The organism is Mycoplasmopsis felis, from assembly GCF_034647055.2.
Taxonomy (GTDB): domain Bacteria; phylum Bacillota_I; class Bacilli_A; order Mycoplasmatales; family Metamycoplasmataceae; genus Mycoplasmopsis; species Mycoplasmopsis felis.
Genome location: NZ_CP141047.2, coordinates 584,944 through 610,060, shown reverse-complemented (window position 1 = coordinate 610,060; position 25,117 = coordinate 584,944). Strand labels below are relative to the sequence as shown.

At 23.9% G+C, this 25,117-nt stretch carries 24 protein-coding genes; 10 read left to right on the top strand and 14 right to left on the bottom strand.

Annotated elements, in window-relative coordinates; genetic code table 4:
* Positions 1 to 259: 259 nt before the first annotated feature.
* On the bottom strand, positions 260 to 1,168 hold the full coding sequence (locus RRG59_RS02650; protein ID WP_322901977.1) for a hypothetical protein: 909 nt from the start codon (positions 1,166 to 1,168) through the stop codon (positions 260 to 262).
* 470 nt (positions 1,169 to 1,638) lie between these two features.
* On the opposite strand from RRG59_RS02650, the gene RRG59_RS02645 reads away from it, so the two are divergent.
* Both RRG59_RS02645 and RRG59_RS02640 read left to right on the top strand, forming a co-directional pair.
* Complete coding sequence (locus RRG59_RS02645) at positions 1,639 to 1,890, top strand: hypothetical protein (protein ID WP_322901975.1); 252 nt, start codon at positions 1,639 to 1,641, stop codon at positions 1,888 to 1,890.
* 269 nt (positions 1,891 to 2,159) lie between these two features.
* Positions 2,160 to 3,371 carry an IS256 family transposase gene (locus tag RRG59_RS02640; RefSeq protein WP_322901974.1) on the top strand — a complete coding sequence of 404 codons (1,212 nt, stop codon included), beginning with the start codon at positions 2,160 to 2,162 and terminating at the stop codon, positions 3,369 to 3,371.
* A gap of 498 nt (positions 3,372 to 3,869) precedes the next feature.
* Here the strand turns inward: RRG59_RS02640 and RRG59_RS02635 are convergent, their stop codons facing one another.
* The 4 genes from RRG59_RS02635 to mnmG form a co-directional block, all read right to left on the bottom strand.
* Positions 3,870 to 6,212 (bottom strand): DEAD/DEAH box helicase family protein, encoded by a 2,343-nt coding sequence (locus tag RRG59_RS02635; protein WP_322901972.1) that lies wholly within the window; start codon positions 6,210 to 6,212, stop codon positions 3,870 to 3,872.
* Entirely contained in the window at positions 6,199 to 7,875 is a 1,677-nt protein-coding gene (locus RRG59_RS02630; RefSeq protein WP_322901970.1) for a site-specific DNA-methyltransferase, read from the bottom strand. Before RRG59_RS02630 ends, RRG59_RS02635 begins: the two co-directional genes overlap by 14 nt.
* A gap of 185 nt (positions 7,876 to 8,060) precedes the next feature.
* Entirely contained in the window at positions 8,061 to 8,495 is a 435-nt protein-coding gene (locus RRG59_RS02625) for a 23S rRNA (pseudouridine(1915)-N(3))-methyltransferase RlmH (protein WP_322901968.1), read from the bottom strand.
* A gap of 1 nt (position 8,496) precedes the next feature.
* A complete protein-coding gene (gene mnmG / locus RRG59_RS02620; protein WP_322901966.1) occupies positions 8,497 to 10,323 on the bottom strand; it encodes a tRNA uridine-5-carboxymethylaminomethyl(34) synthesis enzyme MnmG in 1,827 nt (608 codons plus the stop codon).
* A 77-nt stretch (positions 10,324 to 10,400) separates the two neighbouring features.
* Here mnmG and trmB point away from each other — a divergent pair, with 77 nt between their 5' ends.
* The 8 genes from trmB (at position 10,401) to tsf (ending at position 18,323) form a co-directional block, all read left to right on the top strand.
* Positions 10,401 to 11,012: a tRNA (guanosine(46)-N7)-methyltransferase TrmB gene (gene trmB / locus RRG59_RS02615; protein WP_322901964.1), complete on the top strand. Its 612-nt coding sequence runs from the start codon at positions 10,401 to 10,403 to the stop codon at positions 11,010 to 11,012.
* A gap of 63 nt (positions 11,013 to 11,075) precedes the next feature.
* On the top strand, positions 11,076 to 11,231 hold the full coding sequence (locus RRG59_RS02610; RefSeq protein ID WP_156951248.1) for a hypothetical protein: 156 nt from the start codon (positions 11,076 to 11,078) through the stop codon (positions 11,229 to 11,231).
* 19 nt (positions 11,232 to 11,250) lie between these two features.
* On the top strand, positions 11,251 to 12,627 hold the full coding sequence (locus RRG59_RS02605; protein ID WP_322900831.1) for an ABC transporter ATP-binding protein: 1,377 nt from the start codon (positions 11,251 to 11,253) through the stop codon (positions 12,625 to 12,627).
* Positions 12,611 to 13,453 carry an ABC transporter permease gene (locus RRG59_RS02600; RefSeq protein ID WP_161553121.1) on the top strand — a complete coding sequence of 281 codons (843 nt, stop codon included), beginning with the start codon at positions 12,611 to 12,613 and terminating at the stop codon, positions 13,451 to 13,453. Before RRG59_RS02605 ends, RRG59_RS02600 begins: the two co-directional genes overlap by 17 nt.
* Positions 13,446 to 14,234 carry an ABC transporter permease gene (locus RRG59_RS02595; protein ID WP_161553122.1) on the top strand — a complete coding sequence of 263 codons (789 nt, stop codon included), beginning with the start codon at positions 13,446 to 13,448 and terminating at the stop codon, positions 14,232 to 14,234. The genes RRG59_RS02600 and RRG59_RS02595 overlap by 8 nt, the downstream gene beginning before the upstream one ends.
* Positions 14,234 to 16,330: a type 2 periplasmic-binding domain-containing protein gene (locus tag RRG59_RS02590; RefSeq protein ID WP_322901962.1), complete on the top strand. Its 2,097-nt coding sequence runs from the start codon at positions 14,234 to 14,236 to the stop codon at positions 16,328 to 16,330. Before RRG59_RS02595 ends, RRG59_RS02590 begins: the two co-directional genes overlap by 1 nt.
* Positions 16,331 to 16,591: 261 nt before the next feature.
* Entirely contained in the window at positions 16,592 to 17,428 is an 837-nt protein-coding gene (gene rpsB, locus RRG59_RS02585; RefSeq protein ID WP_161553443.1) for a 30S ribosomal protein S2, read from the top strand.
* 13 nt (positions 17,429 to 17,441) lie between these two features.
* Positions 17,442 to 18,323, top strand: a complete 882-nt coding sequence (gene tsf, locus RRG59_RS02580; RefSeq protein WP_161553124.1) for a translation elongation factor Ts — start codon at positions 17,442 to 17,444, stop codon at positions 18,321 to 18,323.
* 25 nt (positions 18,324 to 18,348) lie between these two features.
* On the opposite strand, the gene RRG59_RS02575 is transcribed toward tsf, so the two are convergent.
* From RRG59_RS02575 to atpD, 9 genes are all read right to left on the bottom strand, one after another.
* The gene (locus RRG59_RS02575; protein WP_322901960.1) at positions 18,349 to 18,804 is read right to left on the bottom strand and encodes a hypothetical protein; all 456 of its coding nucleotides are present in this window, start codon (positions 18,802 to 18,804) and stop codon (positions 18,349 to 18,351) included.
* A gap of 376 nt (positions 18,805 to 19,180) precedes the next feature.
* Positions 19,181 to 19,531 carry a hypothetical protein gene (locus RRG59_RS02570; protein WP_322901958.1) on the bottom strand — a complete coding sequence of 117 codons (351 nt, stop codon included), beginning with the start codon at positions 19,529 to 19,531 and terminating at the stop codon, positions 19,181 to 19,183.
* On the bottom strand, positions 19,510 to 20,154 hold the full coding sequence (locus RRG59_RS02565; RefSeq protein WP_322901956.1) for a S8 family serine peptidase: 645 nt from the start codon (positions 20,152 to 20,154) through the stop codon (positions 19,510 to 19,512). Before RRG59_RS02565 ends, RRG59_RS02570 begins: the two co-directional genes overlap by 22 nt.
* Complete coding sequence (locus tag RRG59_RS02560; RefSeq protein WP_322901954.1) at positions 20,124 to 20,390, bottom strand: S8 family serine peptidase; 267 nt, start codon at positions 20,388 to 20,390, stop codon at positions 20,124 to 20,126. Before RRG59_RS02560 ends, RRG59_RS02565 begins: the two co-directional genes overlap by 31 nt.
* 419 nt (positions 20,391 to 20,809) lie before the next feature.
* The gene (locus RRG59_RS02555; RefSeq protein WP_322901952.1) at positions 20,810 to 21,037 is read right to left on the bottom strand and encodes a hypothetical protein; all 228 of its coding nucleotides are present in this window, start codon (positions 21,035 to 21,037) and stop codon (positions 20,810 to 20,812) included.
* Positions 21,038 to 21,247: 210 nt separating this feature from the next.
* Positions 21,248 to 21,388: a hypothetical protein gene (locus tag RRG59_RS02550; protein WP_322902741.1), complete on the bottom strand. Its 141-nt coding sequence runs from the start codon at positions 21,386 to 21,388 to the stop codon at positions 21,248 to 21,250.
* Positions 21,389 to 21,493: 105 nt separating this feature from the next.
* Entirely contained in the window at positions 21,494 to 23,158 is a 1,665-nt protein-coding gene (locus RRG59_RS02545) for an IS1634 family transposase (RefSeq protein WP_322901920.1), read from the bottom strand.
* 147 nt (positions 23,159 to 23,305) lie between these two features.
* Positions 23,306 to 23,719 carry an ATP synthase F1 subunit epsilon gene (gene atpC, locus RRG59_RS02540; protein WP_258408967.1) on the bottom strand — a complete coding sequence of 138 codons (414 nt, stop codon included), beginning with the start codon at positions 23,717 to 23,719 and terminating at the stop codon, positions 23,306 to 23,308.
* Positions 23,720 to 23,722: 3 nt separating this feature from the next.
* Positions 23,723 to 25,114 (bottom strand): F0F1 ATP synthase subunit beta, encoded by a 1,392-nt coding sequence (atpD, locus tag RRG59_RS02535; protein ID WP_322901950.1) that lies wholly within the window; start codon positions 25,112 to 25,114, stop codon positions 23,723 to 23,725.
* Between the last annotated feature and the right edge of the window lie 3 nt (positions 25,115 to 25,117).

The window sequence follows — 25,117 nt, the reverse complement described above, 5'->3', positions numbered from 1 at the left end:
ACTCTTCTAAGAGTTAATTAAGATACCATTTTTGGACTAACCAACCAAAATAAAAGAATTTTTAACAAAAAATTCATATTTAACCCAAAAGGATAAAACTAAAAACAGCATAACTAAATATTTATGCTAAAAACACAATAACAGAATATCAATCATATTTCATTTAAACCCCTTAAACTTTAGAAGAAAATTCACTTAACTTACAAATAATTTACAAAGTAAACTTTCTTCTAAAGTCTAAGTAATAAAGGGCTTAAATTTATGATAAAAACACCCTATAACTATTCAATTTATTTTCATTAGAATTTCATACTTTAAGAATTTTAAAAACCTTATCATAAGATTTCCCTAAAAAACCATAAGTAAAAATTTTAAAAGATTTTAAGATTCTCGAATTATTTAAACCACACCCTAGCAACTTTAATAACTTATTATTAACCACAAATTCCTTAATTCTAAATTTATGATAACTTCTTTTTATTTCAATTTTCTTAGCATTTCTAGTTTTAATACTATTAACTAATCTTCTATTCAAAATAAAACTTAAAGCAGTTTTATAACCAAAGCAAAATAATACAAAACCAGAAAGAAAATCAAACTTAAAATACTTATTATCATAACTCTTTAAGTTTCTCTTAATCAAAGTTAAATAACCTTCTTTTTCTTTCAAAATACCTAATCTAATAAATTTCTTAATACTTTCATAACAAGTACTTTTAGCACCATCAAAACTACGTAATTTATTAACTACTTCAGACTTTAAAACTTTACTTTTGTAATTCTTAAAAAAACATTTAATCAAAATAAAAATTCTAAAATCTTCAGTATTAAATTCCTTAACAAAACTATCAGAAACAGTTAATTTAAAACTACTATCAAAAAGATAATCTCTTACTTTCTTAAAATTTCAATCACCATGAATTAAATTTCCATTATCAAAAGCAATTTGCTTTCTAAAGCAAAAACTATCTTCATTAATTTCTTCATCATCAATTCACGCTAAAGCAAACAAACCATCAATATCTCTCTTATGCCTTTCTTTAATCTCGTTTATTTGATCAATCTTCAAACTTAACAACCTCTCAGACTTCTCAAAAACATTTTTCAAATTTAAATTTAAATTTTCAAATTCTTCTTCCTTCAATTTCAATTCACTAAGTTTACTCATTATTTCTCCTAATTTTTTTTCAATCACGGACGAAATAATGTATAATAATTTCGTCCGTGATTGAAAGGACTAATCCGGTGAAAACTTCGCAAGAAGTTTTTTTTAATCCTTTACAAAAACAAAAAACCACAAGCACTTAGCTTGTAGTTTTTTACTCTCTTATTTTCTACGCTATCATATTTTATGTTTATAATTAAAATTTATTCTGTTAATAAGAATAAAAATATTTAGAAAGGTGAAATGAAATTAAATTTATTAAAAAATATTATTTTAGCAACTAATGTAATTTCTTCTTATAATAGTTCGCTTATGAAAGATGAAAAAAACTTGATGTAAACTTTTCTTTTGACTGAATTAATTCAACTAATCAAGACTATTTAACAAAAATACAAAATATAGAAAAAATTGTATCAAAATTTAATCATAAAAATAAATCATATTTTGTAAGTGAATATACAAATTTTATTTTTTTGAAATTTAAATACATAAATATTTATGAAAAAGAAAAAATTTTAAAAGAAATTAAAACTTATTTTAATGTTAATAATGTTTATTCTAATCATTATAAAGACAATTCTTTTAAAAAAAATAAAAGTTCAGTTAATAATTTTGTTATAGATAATAAAAACAGCAATACATTCAATGTAATGAATTTTAATTATGAAGAAAGACAAAAAATTTTATCGATATTAGAAAATAAAAAAATATGGGTAAAAGAATAAAAGTTGGTGTGCTTGATGATGGTAAAATAGAAAAAAGTGTGAATATTTTTCTGATGAAAAAGATATTCATTTAATTGACAATAAAGAAAGATTTTGGTGATTTAATAATAATTATGGGGATCACGCAACAAAAGTTGCATCTGTTATTGGTGGAAAAAATGGTATAAATCCTTATACACATTTATAATCCTGGGAAGTGTAGTTAATTTTGTGTAAATTCTCTTAATAGCAAATATTTAATTTAAAATATTTATATTAGGAGATTTTTTATGCAAAAGAAAAATACATTTAATCTTGATACTGAAAAATTATTTAATCAGTATAAACCAAAGACTATTGAAGACGTTCAAGAAATTCTTAAGTCTCAAACTAAAGATTTAATTGAAAAAATTTTACAAGAAGAGATGAAAAATTATCTTGGTTATGATAGATATGAACATGAAAAAGCAATTAAAGATAATTACAGAAACGGTTCATATGATAAAAAAGTTAGATCACAATTTGGTGATATAAATTTAAAAATACCAAGAGATAGAAACGCTGAGTTTGAACCACAAGTAGTTCCAAAATTTCAATATGATATTTCTTTTATTGAAGGTGCAGTAATTAAACTTTATAGCAGCGGTATGTCAACAAGAGATATTTCTTCAACATTACATGAAATTTATGGTATTGATGTTGAACCATCATTTGTAAGTAGAATAACAGATAAAATAATACCACAAATAATTGAGTGAAGAAACAGACCATTAGAAAAAGAATATGCTATGGTTTTTATAGATGGGATTAGATTTAAAGTTAAAGAAGAAAATAGATTGGTTGAAAAATCTGTTTATATAGTTATGGGTTATACACTTGAAGGACAAAAAGATGTCTTAGGTTTTTGAATAGGTGAATCTGAAAGTGCAAAATACTGAATGCAAGTACTAAATGACCTTAAATTAAGGGGTGTACAAGAAATTTTTATTATTTCAAGTGATAACTTAACAGGTATATCAAATGCTATTAAAGCAGTTTTTCCTAAAACCCAAATACAAAAATGTGTAGTTCACCAAATCAGAAACTCAGTTAAATTTGTTAATTACAAAGACTTAAAAGAGTTTACAAAAGATATGAAAAATATTTATCAGGCAAATAATATTGATGAAGCAACAAGATTTTTACAAATTTTTGAAGATAAGTGAAAAGATAAATATATGTATGCCATTAAAAGTTGAAGAGATAATTTTGAAGAATTAGTTACATTTTTTAATTTCCCAAAAGAAATAAGAAAGTTAATTTATACAACTAATATTATTGAAAACCTTAATAGAAACATAAGAAAAATTACTAAAACAAAAACTTCTTTTCCAACAGAAGAATCACTTATGAAATCAGTATATTTTGCTATAAATAATCAACTTGCAAAATGAGATAAAATTACTCCAAACTGAGGACAAATCTTAAGTCAATTATTAATAATATTTAAAGAAAACAACTAAAAATTATTTTTAAAATTAAAGTTTTTTGTCTTACTTTTTTTAAAAAAGTAAGGTATCCCTTGATTGCAATCAAGGGACGGAAGGGTTAAAAAAACAAAAACCAAACAAAATGTCAAAAAGCGGAAATGACATTCCGTCTTTTTGACATTTTGTTTGGTTTTTTCTGTTATAATAGAACCAGATTTGTGTTTTGCTATCACTTTTCTCTTACATTAAAAAGTAAGTTAAAGAGAATTTACACAAAATATAATACAGTTCCATCAAAAATAGGAATCAAATAATTTTGATTTTCTGGTGTTTCCCACTTATTTATTAAAAAATACTTAAACATCTATATTATGGTTGTTTAAGTGTTTTTGTTAATTATTTATTTACAATTTTTGAATAAATAATCAAGAATTATTAAAGCTTAGTTTTATCTTGTTTTTGTTTTTTAATTAATCAGACACTCGGGTTTTCTGTTAGAATTAGAGACATTTTTAAATTTAATTAAGTATTTTAATGTTTAAATATATCATTTAAACCATTAACTAAATTGCTTTTAATATTATCATGAATATGATTTTGATTTTCTAATATACTTAATAATTTCTCATTTAATTCAGGAATTGAACTACTTCCTGCAAAATATAATTTGTCACTAGAATTATCTACTAAACAAATTAACATTGTTAATTGATAATCATTACTATTAAATGATTCAATATATTTTTTATATTGTTCATATAAAGTTTTTGTTTTATTTTCATCAATATCACTTTTATATGTTTTAATTTCTATATAAATATAATGATTATTATATTTAATAATAAAATCAGGAAATGAAATATGTAATTCATAATTATCATCTAAGTATTGAAATGAAATACCATCTGGTAATGGATTTTTAGACCATAATTTAAGATGATACATATCTTTATAAGTCTTTAATTTATCAACAAATATTTTTTCTGCTAATGAATCTAAATAAAAACTTGAAATATCAGATTTATTTAAATCTTCATAAACAAATGATTCATCTGTTTTAATAATATTTTTAGTATCTTTGTTTTCAATAAGTATATTAACTGGAAGATTTTTATTGAAATCAATTTTATATTGTGTATTTTGATTATTGATTTGAGTTATAATTGTTTGTTGATAAATACTTTTAAACTCATTTGCTAAGTCTTTATAAACTAAATAATCAAATCATTGTTTAGAAATTTTGTTATTCATTTGATTAAATAAATTATTTAAATAATCATTTATATTCTTTGTAAAGTATTTTTTGTATTTCTTTTTTAATTTATTTAAATATATTTGTAAATCTATTATGTTAATGATTTTAGAATTTATAAATTTTGCAGTTCCATATGACTGACTTTCAAATGAAACAAAATCATTCTTTTGATATTTATGTTCATATTCATCATATGAACTTTTAAAAAATGATTCATTGATAAATTTATCATTAGAATTTTTAAACTTTTTGTTTAAAAATTCAATTACTTCTTGTTCATAAGTTTGTATGTCTATAATTCCTTTTTCAATAGAATAATAATTGCTTTCTAGATAACCAAATGGAAATTCTTCTTGAACATATTTTTGTTTAATTACAGCAGTAGTTGTATCACTATCTATAACATTTAAATTGCTATAAATATAATAATTATTAGCAATAGAATTTATACTAAAGTCAAAACCAGGATTCGGATTTCTTTTAATTCTACCAATTGTTTGGATACTTAAGTTCTTAGACGAAATATTTCTAAGTTGTACCAACATACAAGCTCTAGGAATATTTCATCCAATTGATGGACCTATTTTAAAGATAATAACATCCACTGGTGAAGTATTTTTAGATATATCTCTTAGAGTTCAGTTTTCTTTTGTTCTAATATTTGTATTTTTATCTTTTGAATCAAAATATTTAACTCAAGTTAATCCGTTTTCTTCTAAGATATTGATAATTTGATTAATTTGTTGATTGAATTCTTGATTTTTTAATTCGTTTTGACTATCATTGTCTACTTGAATTAACATTGCAGGATTAATTCCAATTAATCCTTTTTCATTAATATGATCATTATAATGTTGTTTGATTAGTTTAAATTCTTGACAAGCAAGTTTTAATATCGATTCATTATCATAATCTTTATTAGATTCTAAATTTAGATTATATTGTTTATTTGATTTTAATAATTTAACTTTATCTGATTCTAATTCTTTTTCAGATAATTCTACTATCATTCCATCATAAGATGGAGTTGCTGTCATTTTTAAAACAAAATCTGCATTATCTTGCATTTGTTGTTCAAATTTTACTTCATCTTTGTTTTTAATGATATTTCCACCAATATGAGCTTCATCACGAATATAAATTAATTTATAATCTTTTTGTTTGATTTCATTTAAAAAAGATTCAATTGCTTGTTCTTCTCGTAAAATTGAATTCTTTTTAAAAGAAGCTCCACCCATAATATAAACATTGTTTTTTTCAGCAAAGAATTGATAATTTTTTTCTACTTTTGTATTTTTCTTAGTATTAGATGGAGATTCAATTCTTTGGATATTTAAATCTGTATTATTAATATAATACTTATATTCTAAAAAACTTTCTTCCATTTGTTTAGGTAATTCAGCAGATGATAATGTAGCAATAACAAAAACTAAATCTAAGTTATTTTCATATTTAGATAAATCAATTAATTTATCAATGTAATTTAAGATCATAAAGGTTTTTCCAGAACCAGTTGGTGCTTTGAAATATAATGAATCTTTTTTATGAGTAATTAATTTATTTCAAGTAAAATCAACTAATTTAGAGACTGCTGAATTTTGTGCTTTAGTTAGTTCCATCTTCATCCTTTATCAGAGGTTTTAATGAACTTAAATCAGTTAATAAATCTATTTCTTTAAGATTTTGGATTTGTTCTTTATTTAATCCAAAATCTATTAATAATTCAGTTAATAACTGAATTAATTGATCGATATTCTTTTTGTTATTAAATAAATCAACATTATAATAATTTATTTTATATACATTTAAATTATTTAAATAAGGTTCATTATTTTTTAATCAAGGAAAAGCTTGATTTTCTGTACCTTTTCCTTGATTAATTCGATATAAACGTTCATATGTTATATTTTGTGCTATATTATTTTCATTATTGGTAACTAATGTAAAAGTTCGATTTCCACCATCTTCTTTATTTAAATCTAACACAGCATGACCGGTTGTACCGCTTCCAGCAAAGAAATCTAGGATACGGGAGTTTTTATTTTTAATTAGATTAATGATATATTTAATCAATAAAGTAGGTTTTGGATGATCAAAAGTTTTAGTATTAAAAATATCTTTTTGTTCTTTTGTTCCGTTAGAACCATGAGCATCTAAAATTAAATTACTAAATTTAGATGATCTATGAATTAAATTTCCTTCATTATCAGCAAATTGATATTGTTTTGAATAAACTTTATCATTTTGAAATACCAAATAGTCATTTTGTATTCCTCATTGAACCTTTTCCTTACTTCATCTTCATCGTCAATCCTTTTCAGCATGTTCTCCATTTTGTCTTTTTTGTCAGTTTTCTTTTGATTTTCCAGGATAATAATTTTGTCCATTATGTTCAATAATATAGTCAAGTCCTTTGCTTCAGGTTAAGGAAGCACGATCTAATTGGTTTAATTTATATTTACCTCTTGTTAATATGTGTTCATCTTCATTATTATAACTTTTGTCATCTGTATCTAAGTCTTGTGAGTTTGTTTCTAATAAATTTATATTTTTAGAATACATTAAAACATATTCATTTAATATTTTTATATATTTTGCATCATCTGCTGATCCTGCATTTTTCTTTTGTCAGACAAAGTTCCCTACAAAATTCTCTTCTCCAAAAATTTCATCCATTAATACTTTTAAATATGCCTGTTCTGCATCATCAATTGATACAAAAATAACTCCATCATCTTTGAGAAGTTGTCTTGCTAATCTTAAACGCTCGTTCATTAAGTTTAATCAACCATTACGAGAATATTTATCACGATAAATAAATTTGTTTGCTTTTATATTTTCTTTATCATCTGCAATTGAATTTCCGTCATCTTTTGATGTTTCTGTATTATAAGGAGGATCGATATAGATTAAGTCATATTTATATTCTAACCCTGCTCTCTCTCTCTCTCTCTCGATTACTATTAAATTCTTTAATGCATCATAATTTTCACTGATAATCAATGAGTTTTGATTTGATTTATTTGGATTTAATTCAAAACTCATTGATTGATCTTTTTGTAAAATACCAATTACTTTCGAATTAGCTTCTGGAGCTATATCAAATCTAAATCCTGTTTTGATTCTTTGACAGATAAATTGGAATACATATTCCAATTTATTATCAGGAAATTTAGATAATATTTCATATGCTAATTCTTTTTGGTCTTTGTTTAATTGTTTAGATGAAATTTCATCTAATAAATCTTTAAATTTTGCTAATAATTCTGATTTATTTTCCATATCTTATTCTCCTATTTATTAAATTATTTATATTTTAAATTATTAATAATGAGATTAAAGCAAAATATAATATAAAAACAGAAAACAAGGATTTTTTTAAACTTGTTTTCTGTTTTTATATTAAATCTTTTAATATGATTATTTGATTTATCTTTTATTTATTTCTTTAAAGAATTTAAATAATCTTATTTATGATAAGGAATATTATTTTTAATTGTAAAACCACGATAAATTTGTTCTACTAACATTATTCTGAATAATTGATGTGGAAAAGTCATTTTTGAAAAATTGATTTTGTTTTTAAAATAACTTTCATCAACACCATTAGAACCACCAATGATAAATGTAATATTATCTGTATCAACAAAAAGTTTTGAAAATTCAATTGAATTTAATTGTTTAGCATTAGTAGATAAATAAAATACCATTGAGTTTTTAGGTATTTTATTTAATATTAATTCTGTTTCTTTTTGAATTTTTAATTCTATGTTATCTATTTTTTGTTCTTTAATTTCAATTAAATTAATCTTTGCAAAAAAACTAATTTTATGAATATATTCATTATATAATCTCTTATAATCTTCTGATAGTGAACCAATTGCTATAATATTTAATTTCATATTATTTTTTAGATGCTAAATGAAACATTAGCATTTGAATATCAGATGGATTGATACCAGAAATCCGAGATGCTTGTCCAATTGTTAGTGGTTTGATTTGTTCTAGTTTTTGTCTTGCTTCTGTAGCTAAATTTAGTATTTTTGAATAATCAATATTATTTGGTATTTTTAAAGAATCTAAACGGTTCATTTTTTGAGCTTGAGTTTCTTGTTTTTTAATATAACCGTCTAAACGAACAATTGTTGTTAGTTCATTTTTATATTCAAAATCACCTAAAACTTCTGATGCAGATATTTCTGGTCTTGCTAAAACTTTGATTAAAGAAACACCATTTTCTATATTATATTTTTTTGCTATATCACTTTTTGCAGATAAGTATTGATTTGATAATTCATCTATTTTTGCATAGATTTTATTGTATTTATCAACTACTTTTTGATATTGTTCTTTAGTTAATAAACCAACTTCATAACCATATTTACTTAATCTTAAATCAGGGTTGTCATTTCTTAATAATAATCTATATTCAGCTCTTGAAGTTAACATACGATATGGTTCTCTAGTTCCTTTAGTTACTAAATCATCTATTAACACACCAATATATGCATCATTTCTTAATAAAATTAATGGTTCTTTATTTTCTAGTTTCAATCCTGCATTAATTCCTGCGATTAATCCTTGTGCTGCTGCTTCTTCATATCCACTAGTTCCATTGATTTGTCCTGCTGTATATAAGTTTTTAATTAATTTAGATTCTAAAGTAGGTTTGATTTGTAATGGATTTAATGCATCATATTCTATTGCATAACCTCATTTTTGTATTTGACAATTTTCTAGTCCTGGAATAGTTCTTAACATTTTATCTTGAACTTCAATCGGCATTGAAGTTGACATTCCATTAACATAAATAATAGTTCCATCTGCTGTTTCAGGTTCAAAAAAGATTTGGTGTCTGTTTTTATCTCTAAAACGCATTACTTTATCTTCTATACTTGGACAATATCTAGGACCTATTCCTTCTATTAATCCAGAATACATAGCAGATTTATTGATATTTTCTTCAATTATTTGATGTGTTTTTTCATTTGTATATGTTAAATAACATGAAATTTGTTTATCTAATTTAATATTTGAACGTTCTGAAAAAGTTAATAAGGTATCTTCTAAATTTTCTTTTTCAACTTTTGAAAAATCAATGGAATTAGCATAAACTCTTGCTGGTGTTCCTGTTTTTAGTCTTTGTAATTCTAAACCTAGTTTTTGTAATGATAAACTTAATTTTGGTGTAGTTTTTTGATTATCTGGTCCAGATATTTTTATTTCGTTCCCTCTTAAAATTCTAGAATTCATATAAGTTCCAGTAGTAATAACTAAAACATCAGTTTTAATGATTTCTTCATTATCTAACTTAATACCAATTACTTTTTTGTTTTCATCAACTAAGACTTCTTCAACTACACCTTCAATTAAAGAAATATTTGGATGATTTTCTAGAGATTCTTTAATTATTTTAGAATATTTTTCTTTGTCAATTTGGGCTCTTAGTGCTCTTACTGCTGGACCTTTTGATTCATTTAACATTTTGATTTGAATCATTGCTAAATCAGAGAAATATCCTTGAACTCCACCTAATGCATCAATTTCTCTTGTTATTATTCCTTTTGCAGGACCTCCAATTGAGGGATTGCAAGGCATCATAGCAATTTTATTTAAATCAAAACTTATTAATGCGACTTTATGACCTTTATTTGCTAAAGCAAATGTTGCTTCTACTCCAGCGTGACCCCCACCTACTACAATAGTAGGAAAATAAGTAATATTTTTCATAACAATTATTCTATCAAAATATTTTTATATTATCTGAAATGATAAACAAAAAATAAATACTTTGTATAATATAAAATATGAGATTAAGACATGATAATACAGCTCAAGAAAAGTTAAATAATTCTTCTTTTTATATTAAAGATTTTCCTGTTTATTTAAATGAAGATTATGTTCTAGAAATAGGTTCAGGCAAGGGAGAAATGATAAGTCAACTTGCTTATTTAAATCCAAATATTAAATATATAGCAATAGAAAAATATCCGACTGTTGCATTAAAAATATTAAAAAAGATTAATGAATTAAATTTAAAAAATTTATTCATTATAACTGAAGAAGCAATTAAACTACCTGAAATCTTAAAAGGTAAAGTTTCAACAATTTGATTAACTTTTTCAGATCCATGACCAAAAAATGCACATAAAAAAAGAAGATTAACTTATAAAACATATTTAAATTTATATAAAGATTTGTTAAGTGAAAAAGGACAATTGTTTTTTAAAACTGACAATGATAAATTATTTAATTTTTCAATTGATTCTTTAAAAGAAAATAATTGAGAAATTATGTTTCTTACTAATGATTTACATAATTCAAAATATAATGACCCAAACATTAAAACAGGTTATGAAATTAAGTGGTCAGAAAAAGGTAAAAACATTAATTTTCTGATTACAAAACCCATAAAATAATTTCATTATTTTTTTAAGAAAAAAACTTTTAAAAAATCTACATCATATATAATAATAAATAATATGAAAAACAAAGAAATTTTAATACAAATTTTAAGTATAAAAAATATACTTATCAATTTCTCTGATTTACACTACCCATCACTTTCTCATAGTATTGAAGAATACTCTGAGAATCTTTTTGATACTGTCTCCCTGATTGATGTTTTTCAAATATAAAAAACATACAAGGAGATTTATGAATAAAAAAACAAAGAAAAATCAACATATCATTGAATTAAAAGAAGTTGTTAAAGAATTCGGTGACAAAACTGTTTTGCATAAAATAGACCTTGAAATTAATCGTGGAGAATTTGTTACATTATTAGGACCTTCTGGTTCTGGTAAAACAACAATCCTAAGATTGATTGGAGGTTTTGAATGAGCAACGCGTGGTGAAATTAAATTTAATGGTTATGATATTAAAGATTTATCACCTCATAAACGTAATGTATCAACTATTTTCCAAGACTATGCTTTATTTCCTCATTTAAATGTAGAAGGAAATATTGCTTATGGTTTAAAACTAAAAAGAGTTAAAAAAGAACAAATTAATCAAAGACATATTTTACTATTAGAAGAAAAAACCAAAAAATGAACTAAAAAAGCTAATCAAAAAATGTTAGAACTTGAACAAATTCAAGAAAAATACACTAACGAATTACAAAAATTAAAACCTGGAACTTATCAGTATAATCGTAGACAAGCTTGATTAGATGATTCAGATTTTAAATATTCATATTGAGAAAATTATGTTAAGCAAAATACAGAAACTTTTGAAAACAGATACTTCAAAAGAAAAATGACAACTCAAGAAATGAATGACAAAATAAATAAAATTATTGAGTTAGTTGGACTTAAAGGAAATGAAACTAAGGCTATTTCAGAATTATCTGGAGGTATGAAACAACGTGTTGCTCTAGCCCGTAGTTTAGTTATAGAACCAGAAATTTTATTATTAGATGAACCATTAAGTGCTTTAGATGCTAAGATTCGTCAAAAAATGCAAGTTTTATTAAGAAGTGTTCAACAAGAATTAGGTTTGACTTTCATATTTGTTACACACGATCAAGATGAAGCATTAGAATTATCTGACAGAATTGCAGTTATGCGCAATGGTGTGATCGAACAATATGATACTCCTAAAAATATATATGATTATCCTGTAAACATTTGAGTTGCTAAATTCATTGGTGATTCAAATATTTACGATGCTAAATTTACTAAATCAGGTTATGTAAAAGTACTAGGACATGAATTTAAAACCGTACATGAAGTAAATGAATTTAACACTTCTGAAACTTTAGATGCTTTAATAAGACCAGAAGATATCGATATAACTAATAATACTTCAAATACAAAAGGTAAAATTGTCGGTTATGTAAAAGAAATTTCATATCGTGGAAGTTATTATTATTTAACTATTGAAACTGTTGATGAAGATATAATATATGTAGAAACAGCTAAGAAATTTGAATTAGATGAAAAAGTATATTTAAGTTGAACTATTGATTCAATTCATTTAATGAAAAAAGATCCAAAGTGAGATTATACAACTGATGTTTTTAAAAATTAAATCACTTTTTAAATTTGATAAAAAAGTTTGATTATTTTTACCTTATTTTTTAATTTCAATTTTCTTAATTGTTCTTCCTGTTTTAATGATAATCATAAGCGCATTTAGTCCTAGTGTGTCATCTGAGTTTGATGCATGAGTATTAGTAAAAGAACCTAATACATGAAACATTATCGGTAGATCATTATGAGTTGGTATTGTTTCTGCTTTATTATGTTTAATTATAGGATTTCCTTATGCTTATTTTGTGTCAACTTCTAAATCAAAAGTTTTCAAATTGTTTGCCTTAAGTTTAATAATCAGTCCAATGGCTATTTTTACAATTGCTAGAATATATTCAATAAAAGGCCTTGCACTTGCTATCTTTAGCAATGATCCAAAAACATTAAATTCAGAATTATTTATAATTTTTGGTCTAACATACTTAAATTTACCTTTAATGATTTTACCTTTATACACTGTTTTTAAAGATATGCCTAAAAATATTATTGAAGCAAGTAATGATTTAGGTTATAACAATACACAAACAATGTTAAAGGTAATTATTCCATACGGAACTAAAGCTATTTTAAGTGGTTTAGCTATGATATTCTTAGCTTCTGCAACTACATTTGTTATTAGTTCTAAATTATTAGTAGATGGTTCGCAACATCAATTAATTGGTGATATTTTAAATTCTAAAATAAATCCTGGAAATAAATATGATTTAAGTAGTGGTTCTGCTTTAGTTATTGTTGTATCAGCTATCTTTATTGGTGTTTATTCGTTATTTTTATTAATACCTAAATTAATATTTAAACTTAAAAAAGGAGCAAATTATGAATAAATTTACTAATTTTTTAAGAAAATCATATATTTATTTAATTTTAGCAATTGTTTATGTTCCTTTATTATTTGGTGTTTGATTTAGTTTTAATCAATCTACACCAAAAGGTGAATTTAACCCTACATGAACAAAAGGAACATTCGAAAACTGAATTACACTTTTTGATTCTGGAAGAAATTTAGCATTAATTAATACTATTTTACTAGCGTTTATAGTAAGTTTTTTAGTTGTTTCAATTAGTATAGTGACAGTTTATGCAATGTATAAACAAAAAAACAAATTAATGAAAACTACACTAAGTACAACTTCTAATATTCCCTTGATTAATCCTGATAACATTACTGCCTTAGGATTAGTTTTAGTCTTTACATTATTCTTTGGAATAGTATCAGTAGACAGAGAAGGTTTTGGAAGATTAGTTGTAGGTCATACAATAATGGCTTTGCCTTATGGTATTTCTTTAATGCTACCAAGAAGTCAAAAATTTAATAACAATTTATTTGAAGCATCGCAAGATTTAGGTTATTCTAAAATTAGAGCATGATTTAAAACTTATTTAGTTTATATGATTCCTTCAATAATAACAGTTATTTTAGTAAGTTCGGTGTTGAGTTTTGATGATTTTATTATTGCTAGAACCACATCAAATGCAACAACACTTGGAACTAAGTTATATGAAGGAGCATTTGAGCCTTGAGGATTGGTTATTGGATCAATTGTTTTGGTTTTAACTATTATAGGTAATATAATCTATGCAAGTTATAAAACTAAGAAAAAATAATGAAAAAATTTAAAAGATTCATTATTTTTGGTGCTTCATTGTTATTTTTATCAACTATATTCATAACAACTTTAACACTTAAAAAAAATAAATCATTTAAACCTAGTTTTTATAATTACAAATCTTATATGTCAGACGATAATATAGAACATCTTAATAATACATTTGACTATAAAGAATTCGATGAAATCAATCAATTTACTAATGCTTTAATTAACAATAAAGCAGCAGCAGGTATAGGTTCTGATTTCTTAGCAGCAGAATTAGCTAATAAAGGATTGATATCTAAATTAGATTATTCAATCTTATTAAACTTACCAGAATTAAAAAATTATTTAAAGTATGATGATTATTTAAAAGAATTCAATGAATTAAATATTCAATTAAAAAATACTAAAGATCAAGAACAAAAAGCATCATTAAATAATAAAATTCTAAAAATTCAACAAAATTTAAATGATTCAAAAAAAGCAAAAGAATTAATTAAGCAATATGTTAAATTAACACTTAGGCCAGAAATTTGAAACCATTTGAATTCATATAATTTAAATGATAATAATGAATTATGAGAATATTTTTATCCTTATTATTCTCAAGATATGGTTATTGCTTATAATATTAAAAAAGTTTCTATCAATCCAGAAAACTTAGATGAAAATCAATCTATAGATATATCTAAATATATTGATAAATTTATTAATACAGAACCTAATAAAGAAATAATTCAAAATCCTTATTCTATTATTAATCTTTTAAAAATTATTTCAGAAAACGGTTATGATAAATGGGTTATCACAGATGCAGTAAGAGATAATATGTTATATGGTTCTTCATATTGACCTTTACCAAACGGTAGAACAAATGAAAAATTCACCGGTATTGTTCAAGAAGAAGATAATAATAGTAAGCCTTATGAAATTTTAATTGATTCATTTGTTGATTTAATTAAAGATGGAACAGGTTTTGACATAAGAAATAATAAACACATTACTTTAAAAGGTGATGGATTAGAAATAGTTAACGATTTAATTAATCCAAATCGTCCCGATATTAATGCAGCAATAATGTACAATGGTGATGCAATTGATTCTTATTATGGATCTGATAACTTCCCTAATCAAGTTGAAGATGGAGAAATTAGAGCAATAAAACCAAATCAAAATATATTATTAGTAGATGGATTGGTTTTATCAAATAAATTAAACCAAGAAACCAAAGATGATTTTATGCATAACATATCAACAGGTTATTATTCATATTTGTCAAAAGTAATTCAAAAATATAAAAGTATTTTTAACCAAGATTTAAAGCAAAATTTTGATAATTTACAAAATAAATTAGTTGAAAATCATATTATAGAAATTTGAAAAGATTTTAAAACTGAAGAATTATCAGAGCAATTAAATGATTTAAATAATGATGTAATAATCAATTTTGTAAATAAAATTGCATCAATAATCGATCTAAGTTCTCAAGAAAATAATCAAGAATTTATTAATTTTTATGACTTAAGACAAAAATATCTTAAAAAAGCAGAACAAGATATAAATAAAAATGATGCCATTAATTACTCTTCATATTTAATGAAAGAATTTCTTAATAAAAATTATTCAGATTTTATGAATAATTTGGTAAATAAAATCTTAGAAATTTCTAACAATAACTTTGAAGTTAAAGAAGAAGAATTGCTAAAATTAAATCAAGATGAATTTAGTAAAATGATTATAAAAAATACACTTACTTTTATAGAAGAATTTCTTCAAAAAATTAAAGAAAATGAAAATAAAGAAGAATTCATTTTTGATACTATAATTAATTCATTAGTATTTATTGATTTATCTAACGAAGAATATTTAAAAAATTATAATAATCTAAGTAATTTTAATTTTATAAATTATGTTCCAACCAGTATAACTGATTATGAATTAATTTATAGATTTTATTTCTTCGATAAATATGACAACCTTGATTTCAATGCTATTAATATGTTTGAAATAATAAATACAGATGCAATAAAACATGAATCAATTAAACCGGTGAATGATAAGTTATTAAGTAAAATAACTACATATTATTTTTCTAAAATAAAATCATAATAAATTTTGAAAGTAAAAACTTTTGCATAAGTTTTTACTTTTTTACTATAACTAAGGTTTAAAAAAAGAGATACTTTATTTCTATTTACAAAATAAAAGTATAAAATTATAAATAAGAGTTATTTATATATAAATAAAACTCTAAATTATAAATTAATTATATTGATAAATATGAATTCACTTGGGTGTGCTGCAATGATTTAGTGCTAGGTGTTAGAAGTATTTATTAAAACAAACAAACTAAATAAAGGAAATATTTTAATGACAACAGAAAATAAAAAAGTTGAAACAAAACCTGTTTCAAAAGAACAAAAAGAAGTAAAACCACAAATTATTTCAAGAAATAAATTATTAGAAGCTGGAACATATTTTGGACACAAAAAATTTGCTTGAAATCCTAAAATGAAAGAATTCTTGGTTCCAAATAAAACTAACAGAGGAGCACACATTATAGATATTTTTAAAACACAAAAATACTTAGAATTTGCTTATTCATTAGTTCATTCATTAGCAAGCAAAAATGCACAATTTATTTTTGTAGGAACAAAAAAACAAGCTCGTGATGCTGTTAAAAAAGCAGCTGAAAGAACTAATTCTCTTTATGTAACAGAAAGATGATTAGGTGGAACTTTAACTAATAATGAAACAATTATGTCTCGTGTTAAAAAAATGGAAGAATTAGAAGAAAAAGCCGCTAATAATTTCAAAGGTTATACAAAGAAAGAAGCTTTGAATTTTTCTAAAGAATTAGATAAATTACACAAAAATTTAGAAGGTATACGTTCAATGAAACGCTTACCGAATGTTATGATAGTAGCTGATCCTATTCAAGATGAAATCGCTGTTAAAGAAGCAAAAAGAAAAGGGCTTAAGGTTATTTCACTTTTAGATTCAAATGCAAATCCAGATGCTGTAGATTTTGGAATTCCAGCAAATGATGATTCAAGTAAATCAATTTACTTAATAATGACTGTTTTAGCAGATGCTATTGTTAAAGCAAGAGGTGGACAACAATTATTTGCTTACCAAGATGAAGAAAATGTTGTTTTACCTGAATTTCAAACTAAAACTTCAGAAAAAACTACAGAAACAGAATAATTAGGAGATATTTATGGCTATTAATAAATTAGAATTAATTAAAGAATTAAGACAAAGAACTAATTCTGCTTTAGTCGATGTTAAAAAAGCATTAGAATCTACAAACTATGATATTGAAGCAGCAGTTCAATGATTAAAAGAAAACGGAATTGTTAAAGCTGCTAAAAAAGCCGGAAGAATCGCTGCAGAAGGCGCTGTTTTAGCTATCGGAAATCAAACACGTGCTATTTTAATTGAAATTAATTCAGAAACAGATTTTGCTGCTAAAAACGATAAATTTGTGGAACTCTTAAATCAAACTGCAAATTCAATTTATGAAAGTAAAGCAAGCACATTAGAAGACGCTTTAAATGTAGTTTTAAGCAATGGACAAACTGTTGAAAATGAATTAATGAATGCTACATCAGTTATTGGTGAAAAAATCTCTTTACGTAGAGTTTTAGAAATACAAGCAAATGAAGGTGAAGTATTAGGGATTTACAATCACATTAACAAACAAGTTTCTGCAGTTGTTAATATAAAAGGTACAAATCCTGAAGTGGCAAAAAATGTTGCTATGCATGTTTCTGCTATGAATCCTGAATTTTCTTTAGTTTCTCAGCTTTCAAATGAACGCTTAAATGAAATTAAATCGCAATTTGAAAAACCTGCTGGTTTTGAAAGTAAACCTGCTCAAATCCAAGAAAAAATTGTTAGTGGTTGATTAGATAAACAATTATCAGAGTTTGTATTAGAAAAACAAGCATATGTGTTAGATGATGCTTTAACTGTATCTAAATATTTATCAAGTGTTAATTCAGAACTAGTTAACTCTTATAGATTTGAAGTTGGAGAAGGAATAGAAAAAGTGCAATCAAACTTTGCTGCAGATGTAGCTGAAATGGTAAAACACTAATATAATTATATTAAAAGATAGCAAATTAATTGCTATCTTTTAATATGTTAAAAAAGTTTAGTGCATATTTATAATTTTCTTTTTCTTTTTCATAGGAAGTTTTTGGTTCATGATTAATAAAATTAAGTTTTGTGTTTTTTGGATATATCAACATATGGATTAATGGGATTTGTAATTCCTTAGATTTATTGGGTGTTTCAACTAGATGTGTGTATATATTATCATTTGTATATATACCTATAAAGTAATTCATTTGAAGTTTCCTTAAATTTATATTTACATTGTCTTTATTTTCTATATAGAAATATATATCAGAACCTGGAATTGAACCTTGATTTGTAAAGTGTAAAAAGATGTTGTTAGTTTCTAAAATATTTTCAATATTTTTTGTTCCTGATATTTTATTTAAAAGTTGTTTAAAATTAATAAATTCCTCTTCTTTATAATCTATATTTTTAATTGATAATATGCTTTTATACATATCTTTAATATCATTATAATTTGAAATATTAAATTCTTTTTCTTTTCTCTCTCCATAAAAAATATCACCTAGTAATTCTATTTTATATTTTTCAAAATATTCATTTCTCTGTTGCTCATCTAATTCTCACCTATCTAATAAGATTATTCCATTTTCTTTTTGATTTGCTTTTATTTTATCAATTAATTCCTTGAATAATTCATTATTAAATATAGTTATTTCATTATACTTTTTTTCATAGGTTTGTTTATTTGTTTATTTGTTTATTTGTGTATTTGTGAGAATAATAAGAAATATAAATTGTAGAACCAAAAGCAAATATCATAAATAAAAGTATAATAAAATATTTTAATTTCTTTTTCATAATATTTTCCTTTTAATCAATAATATATGATAAAGCTAAATTATCATCGACTGAATTTTGATATGAATCACTATATTTGTAAATTACTATTCTATATACACCTTCATTATCTGCTGTATAACAAATTAATTCATCATTTGATGTAGAAGAGTTTGATATTTTTATATCTTCTCATTTTCCATCTTTATTTTCTTTTTGTAAATACAAATCATAATCACTGAAGAATTTATTACCTAATCTATTAAAACTCTCTTTTAAAGTTAGTTTATTTTCATTTTCATGTGTTTCTTTTGGATGAGGAACATTTTTAACTAATGATATAGGATAATTTCCATGAATATTTACATCAAAATCTTTTTTCATTCAGGTGTTTTTAATATTCCCGAGTTAAATAATCAAGATAATGCAATAGAAATTTTGTTTTCTTTTTTTAGTTCAAATTTTTCACTTGTATATACAAAAGTTTTATTACCCTCATCTTTTGCTATTGTTATATTTTTTAAATTTTCTTTAGCCTTTAGCATTCTTTCAAAATTAAGAATTCCTGAACCTGATTTTGAATCAAAACCACTTAGTTTAGTCTTTCCTATTTTTAATTCAGTAGATGATGCTGCAATTATTGATTTTATTGATTGAACTCTATTTTTATCATTATTTATCTTATTATTTTCTTCTAAAGAAAGAAAAAGTGATATTGCTCCTGATACTGCAGGTGCTGAGAAACTTGTACCATTTACATAAATATCCTTCTTAACTTTATATTCAGTTCTTCAATGACCTAATTCATTTAATAATTTATTATTATAATAACTATATGTTCCTGGTGCTAAAACAAAAGGTTTTGAAATGTCTTCATATTTTTCATATACTCTTCAATTAGAATAATAAGAAATATTTGTATTTGAATCGTTTAGTGATCCCACAATAATAGAATTAAATGCTAACTTTCTTTCGTTTATCCATTCTTTAGAGTTTTTGGATTTCATTCTCCATTACCAGAAGAAAATAAATTTATCACCCCATATTTTCTCGATAAATAATCTAGATAATAAGATTTTTCTTGATATAAAGATTCATCTCCTGTGAACCCATAACTATGATTAATTATTTTAACATTATTTTTCAAAACTAATCATTCCAATGCCTTCATTCATTCTTGAGAATCTTTAAAATTAGAAAAATAAATATTCGAATTTTTATGAATTCCATTTTCTCTGCCCAATATTTCTGAAACTAGAACTACATATTCTTTAATCCTTGGTTCTATAGACTTATTAACATTTAATGAATTCCTTAAATTATCTACAATGAATTCTTTTCCTTCTTTTTCATCACTACTATAGTATTCTAATGTACCGACTTCATTTTTATAATTATCATTATAATATTTATAAATAGAAGGTATATTTAAGAAATTTTTATTTTTTGTGTTTAAAATAAATTGATAATAAGGAATGACGTACCTATTTTGATTTTTTTTATCTAATCAATTTAACGATTGGCTTTGTACATTATTTTTTTTAACTATATTAAATTCATAATTATTTTCATTTAGTTTTTTTATTGTTTCATCTAATTGAGATTTATTTATAAAAATTCATATAATAGGAAAAATTTTGCTTTTGTCATATTTTTCAAATTTTATTTTTGTGTTTCTAATCTTTTTATAAATTTATCATAAAAATTATCATCAATATTTTCCTTATCACTTATATTTAAATTTAATTGTAATTTGACATATTCATTTTTATTCTTATCCTCTTGTTTTGTATTTTCTACTACTTCTTTAAAGTTTAATGAAACGCTAGTTGAAATCATTCCAAACAAAGTTAAAATACCTATTAATTTATTAAATTTAACTCTTTTCACAAGTTACCTCTTACATAATAATGATATATCTTTTTTATAAAAATAATTTAAAATGAAATAATAGAATAACTAAATTTATATAAAATGTGAAAATTTCCATATATAATTAATGGTTTTATGTTTTAAATATACCATCTTATTGATTAACTAAAGATTATTTAGTAATTAATAGAGTTATTTAATAAAAATAAATCAAGATTAATTCTTGATTTATTTGTTATATAAATTATATGTTTCAACTCGAAATAAAGCTTTTTTAAGTTTGGTTTCTAGTTTTAAAATATCAACTGTATCTTTATTTTGTTTGATTTGGGTTTGTAAATTCTCTATTTCGCTTTTTGCTCTGTTTATATCTATATCCTTAGCGTTAATTATATCATCTGTAATGATCCTGAGTTTCTGAGTTAATTAAGATAAAAAGACGAATAACCCTATGAAATAGGGAAATTCGTATTTTTATATATCTAATTTACTATGTATAAAATCTGTGAATTTTTTAATTAATACATAATTCTGAAAATCTTTTTTGTTATTTTCATTTGTTTCAAATAATGTCTCTATTATTTTGTTATCAACCTTTTTAACTATTTTGTTAGCTGTTAATATAGCTTTAATAAAGTTATCAGTTGTTATTTTAAAATCAATAAGTCCTGCATCTTTTTTAAATGACTCATTCAATAAGTGAATTATTGTCTTAATTATTACTAAAGATAAATAACACAAGATAAAGTGACCTTTAATATGAGAATTGGTTCATACATATACAGGTCTTACTTTTAACGCTGTTTTTAATGTTCTAAAATTTTCTTCAATTCTTCATTGGTTTTGGTAAATTTGAACTACTTCTTGTGGTGTTAAATCAGTTCTATTTGTTTCATATACATAAATACCATCGAACTTTTTATCTTCTAAGACTTTTTCACAATTTAGTTCAAAATCACTACGACCTATTTGTTTAAAAAACTTATATTTTTTTGAAGCAAACATTTGTTCACCTCTAACAATTCCGTCTTTATTTTGTCTTTTCTCAAAATTATTTATGAGTATTTTACGATCTTCTCTATCTTTAATTGCTCTTGATTTTGAATAAGTAATAATTCTTCTTCTAGTTTTCCCGTTAAATCTTTTGTTGTTTCATAATGACTTATATTCAATTTCTTTATATCTAAATTCAGAATTACCAACATAACCGTTTTGATCTAAAATATAGTTCTTAAATTCAGCGCTTCCTGACTTTGCTCTATATGAAATAATAAAATTTATACCTAAATCTTCTAAAAAACGAATATTTCTATTTGTGGACATACCTTTATCAGAAATAATGGTTATGTTATTAATTTGATAAGTTTGTTTTAAGTCTAAAATAAAAGGGATAAAAGTATTTGGATCTGCTGTATTTCCTTTGAATAATTTCATATGAATTGGTATTCCATTAATATCAGTTGCCATACCCAAAACAACTTGGTCTTCTTTAAATTTTCCGTCTTTTGAATAACCAGGAAATCTCAATCCATCTCTTTGAAAAGTTTCAAAATAAACAGTTGACGAATCAAAGAAAACAAGTTCAATTTCTCTGTTAGTAATTTTACTTAATTTATTGTTTAAGTTCTTTAAAATACCTTTTTCATTTTCTACTAATACATCTAAAAGAGAATAAAATGCATCTTTTTGTGATTTTATTGTATTAATAAAGTTATCTTTAATTTCAAAATTTCTAATGATACTATTTGAATTAATTATTCTAGAAGCAATGCAATATTCTAAAATTGATTTTAAATCCTTATGCTTGGTTTTTGATATCGATTCAAAGATTTGTAGTTTGTCTATAAATTTATAAATAACTTCTATTCCATAGTTAATTGAATTAACTGTAATTTTTTGATTTTGAATAGAATTTAGTAATTCTTGTTTAACGAAATCTTTTTCCATATCTTCTGTAAGTTCTTTTGCTTTTGTTTTTAAAATAGAAATAACATCAGGATTAATTTGTTCTAATTGTTCTAACCAACCCAAACCAATTTGTTTCTTAGTACCAGCACCATAACCACCAGAAATTCCAGCAAAAATATATATTCCTTTTGCTCTTTTGCTTTTTCCAATTATGTAATTATTCACTTTCATATAATAATTATACATTGTAATCATAGTATTCAAAACAAAAAATAAAAATTTCTATATATGTATACATATATAGATTCTAAAAAAATTAAAAATTTGGTCTTCAACTCAGAAACTCAGGATAAAAATAAATCAAGATTAATTCTTGATTTATTTGTTATATAAATTATATGTTTCAACTCGAAATAAAGCTTTTTTAAGTTTGGTTTCTAGTTTTAAAATATCAACTGTATCTTTATTTTGTTTGATTTGGGTTTGTAAATTCTCTATTTCGCTTTTTGCTCTGTTTATATCTATATCTTTAGCGTTAATTATATCATCTGTAATGATATTGATTTTCTTTTGGTCTGCATAAATAATTCCACCACCAATATAGAAGTTTTGTGACTTATCAGAGTTACTTCAATTAATAGTTAAATTTCCAATTTCTACACTAGAAAAAAAAGGAGAATGACCTTTTTGTATACCAATGTATCCTCTTGCTGTTTTTAATGTAAGAATATCAATTTCTCCTTCATAAAAAACACCATTTGGGATAATTATTTTTAAATAAATAGTATTCATTATTTATTTTTTTTGATATCTTTCTATTACATCATCAATACTTCCTGCATATCTAAATATGTCTTCAGGATAAGAATCATAATCACCATTTAAAATAGCTTTAAAACTTCGTATTGTCTCACTTAAAGGAACATATGCACCTTTAATACCTGAGAATTTTTCTGCAACTGTAAATGGTTGAGATAAAAAGTTTCTAATTCTTCTTGCTCTAGCAACTATTTTCTTATCTTCTTCTGATAACTCACCCATACCTAAAATTGCTATAATATCTTGAAGTTCTTTAAACCTTTGTAGAATTGAAATAACTTTTTGTGCTACATCATAATGATCTGCACCAACAATTAAAGGATCTAGTAATCTAGAAGATGAATTTAATGGATCAATAGCTGGATAAATACCAAGCGAAGCAATACCACGATCTAAAACTGTTTTTGCATCTAAGTGCGTAAAAGTTGTAGCAGGTGCTGGATCTGTTAAATCATCTGCTGGAACATAAACTGCTTGCACAGAAGTAATTGAGCCACGTCTAGTTGAAGTAATTCTTTCTTGCAAAGCACCCATTTCTGTAGCTAAAGTCGGTTGGTAACCAACAGCAGATGGCATTCTACCTAATAAAGCAGACACTTCTGATCCTGCTTGAGTAAATCTAAAAATATTATCAATAAATAATAAAACATCTTGATTTTGTTTATCTCTAAAATACTCAGCCATTGTTAAACCAGATAAAGCAACTCTCATACGAGCACCAGGAGATTCGTTCATCTGCCCAAAAACTAAAGCTGTTTTATCTAAAACTCCTGCTGATTTCATTTCATGGTATAAATCATTTCCTTCACGGGTTCTTTCACCCACTCCAGCAAAAACTGATAAACCATTATGTTCAGTAGCTATGTTATTAATTAGTTCTTGAACCAAAACAGTCTTACCAACTCCAGCGCCACCAAATAGACCTATTTTCCCTCCTTTTGCATAAGGAATTAATAAATCTATTACTTTAATACCTGTTTCTAAAATTTCTGAAGAAGTTTTTTGTTCTTCATATGTAGGAGATGAAGCATGTATTGGATGACGTATTATTTCTTCTTGTAATGGTAAATCATCGATTGGATTTCCTAAAACATCAAACATTCTTCCTAAAACAACATTTCCCACTGGAACTGAAATTGGTTTTCCCGTATCTAATACTTCCAAACCTCTTTGCAATCCGTTAGTTGTTCCCATAGCTATTGTTCTTGCTGTATCATCACCAATATGCTGAGCAACTTCAAAGGTATATAATTTACCACCTTGAACTACAGTTAAAGCATTTAATAATTTAGGTAATTTTCCTTCATTAAACCTTACATCAACTACAGGTCCTAATATTTGTACTATTGTTCCTTTATTTTGAATCATCTT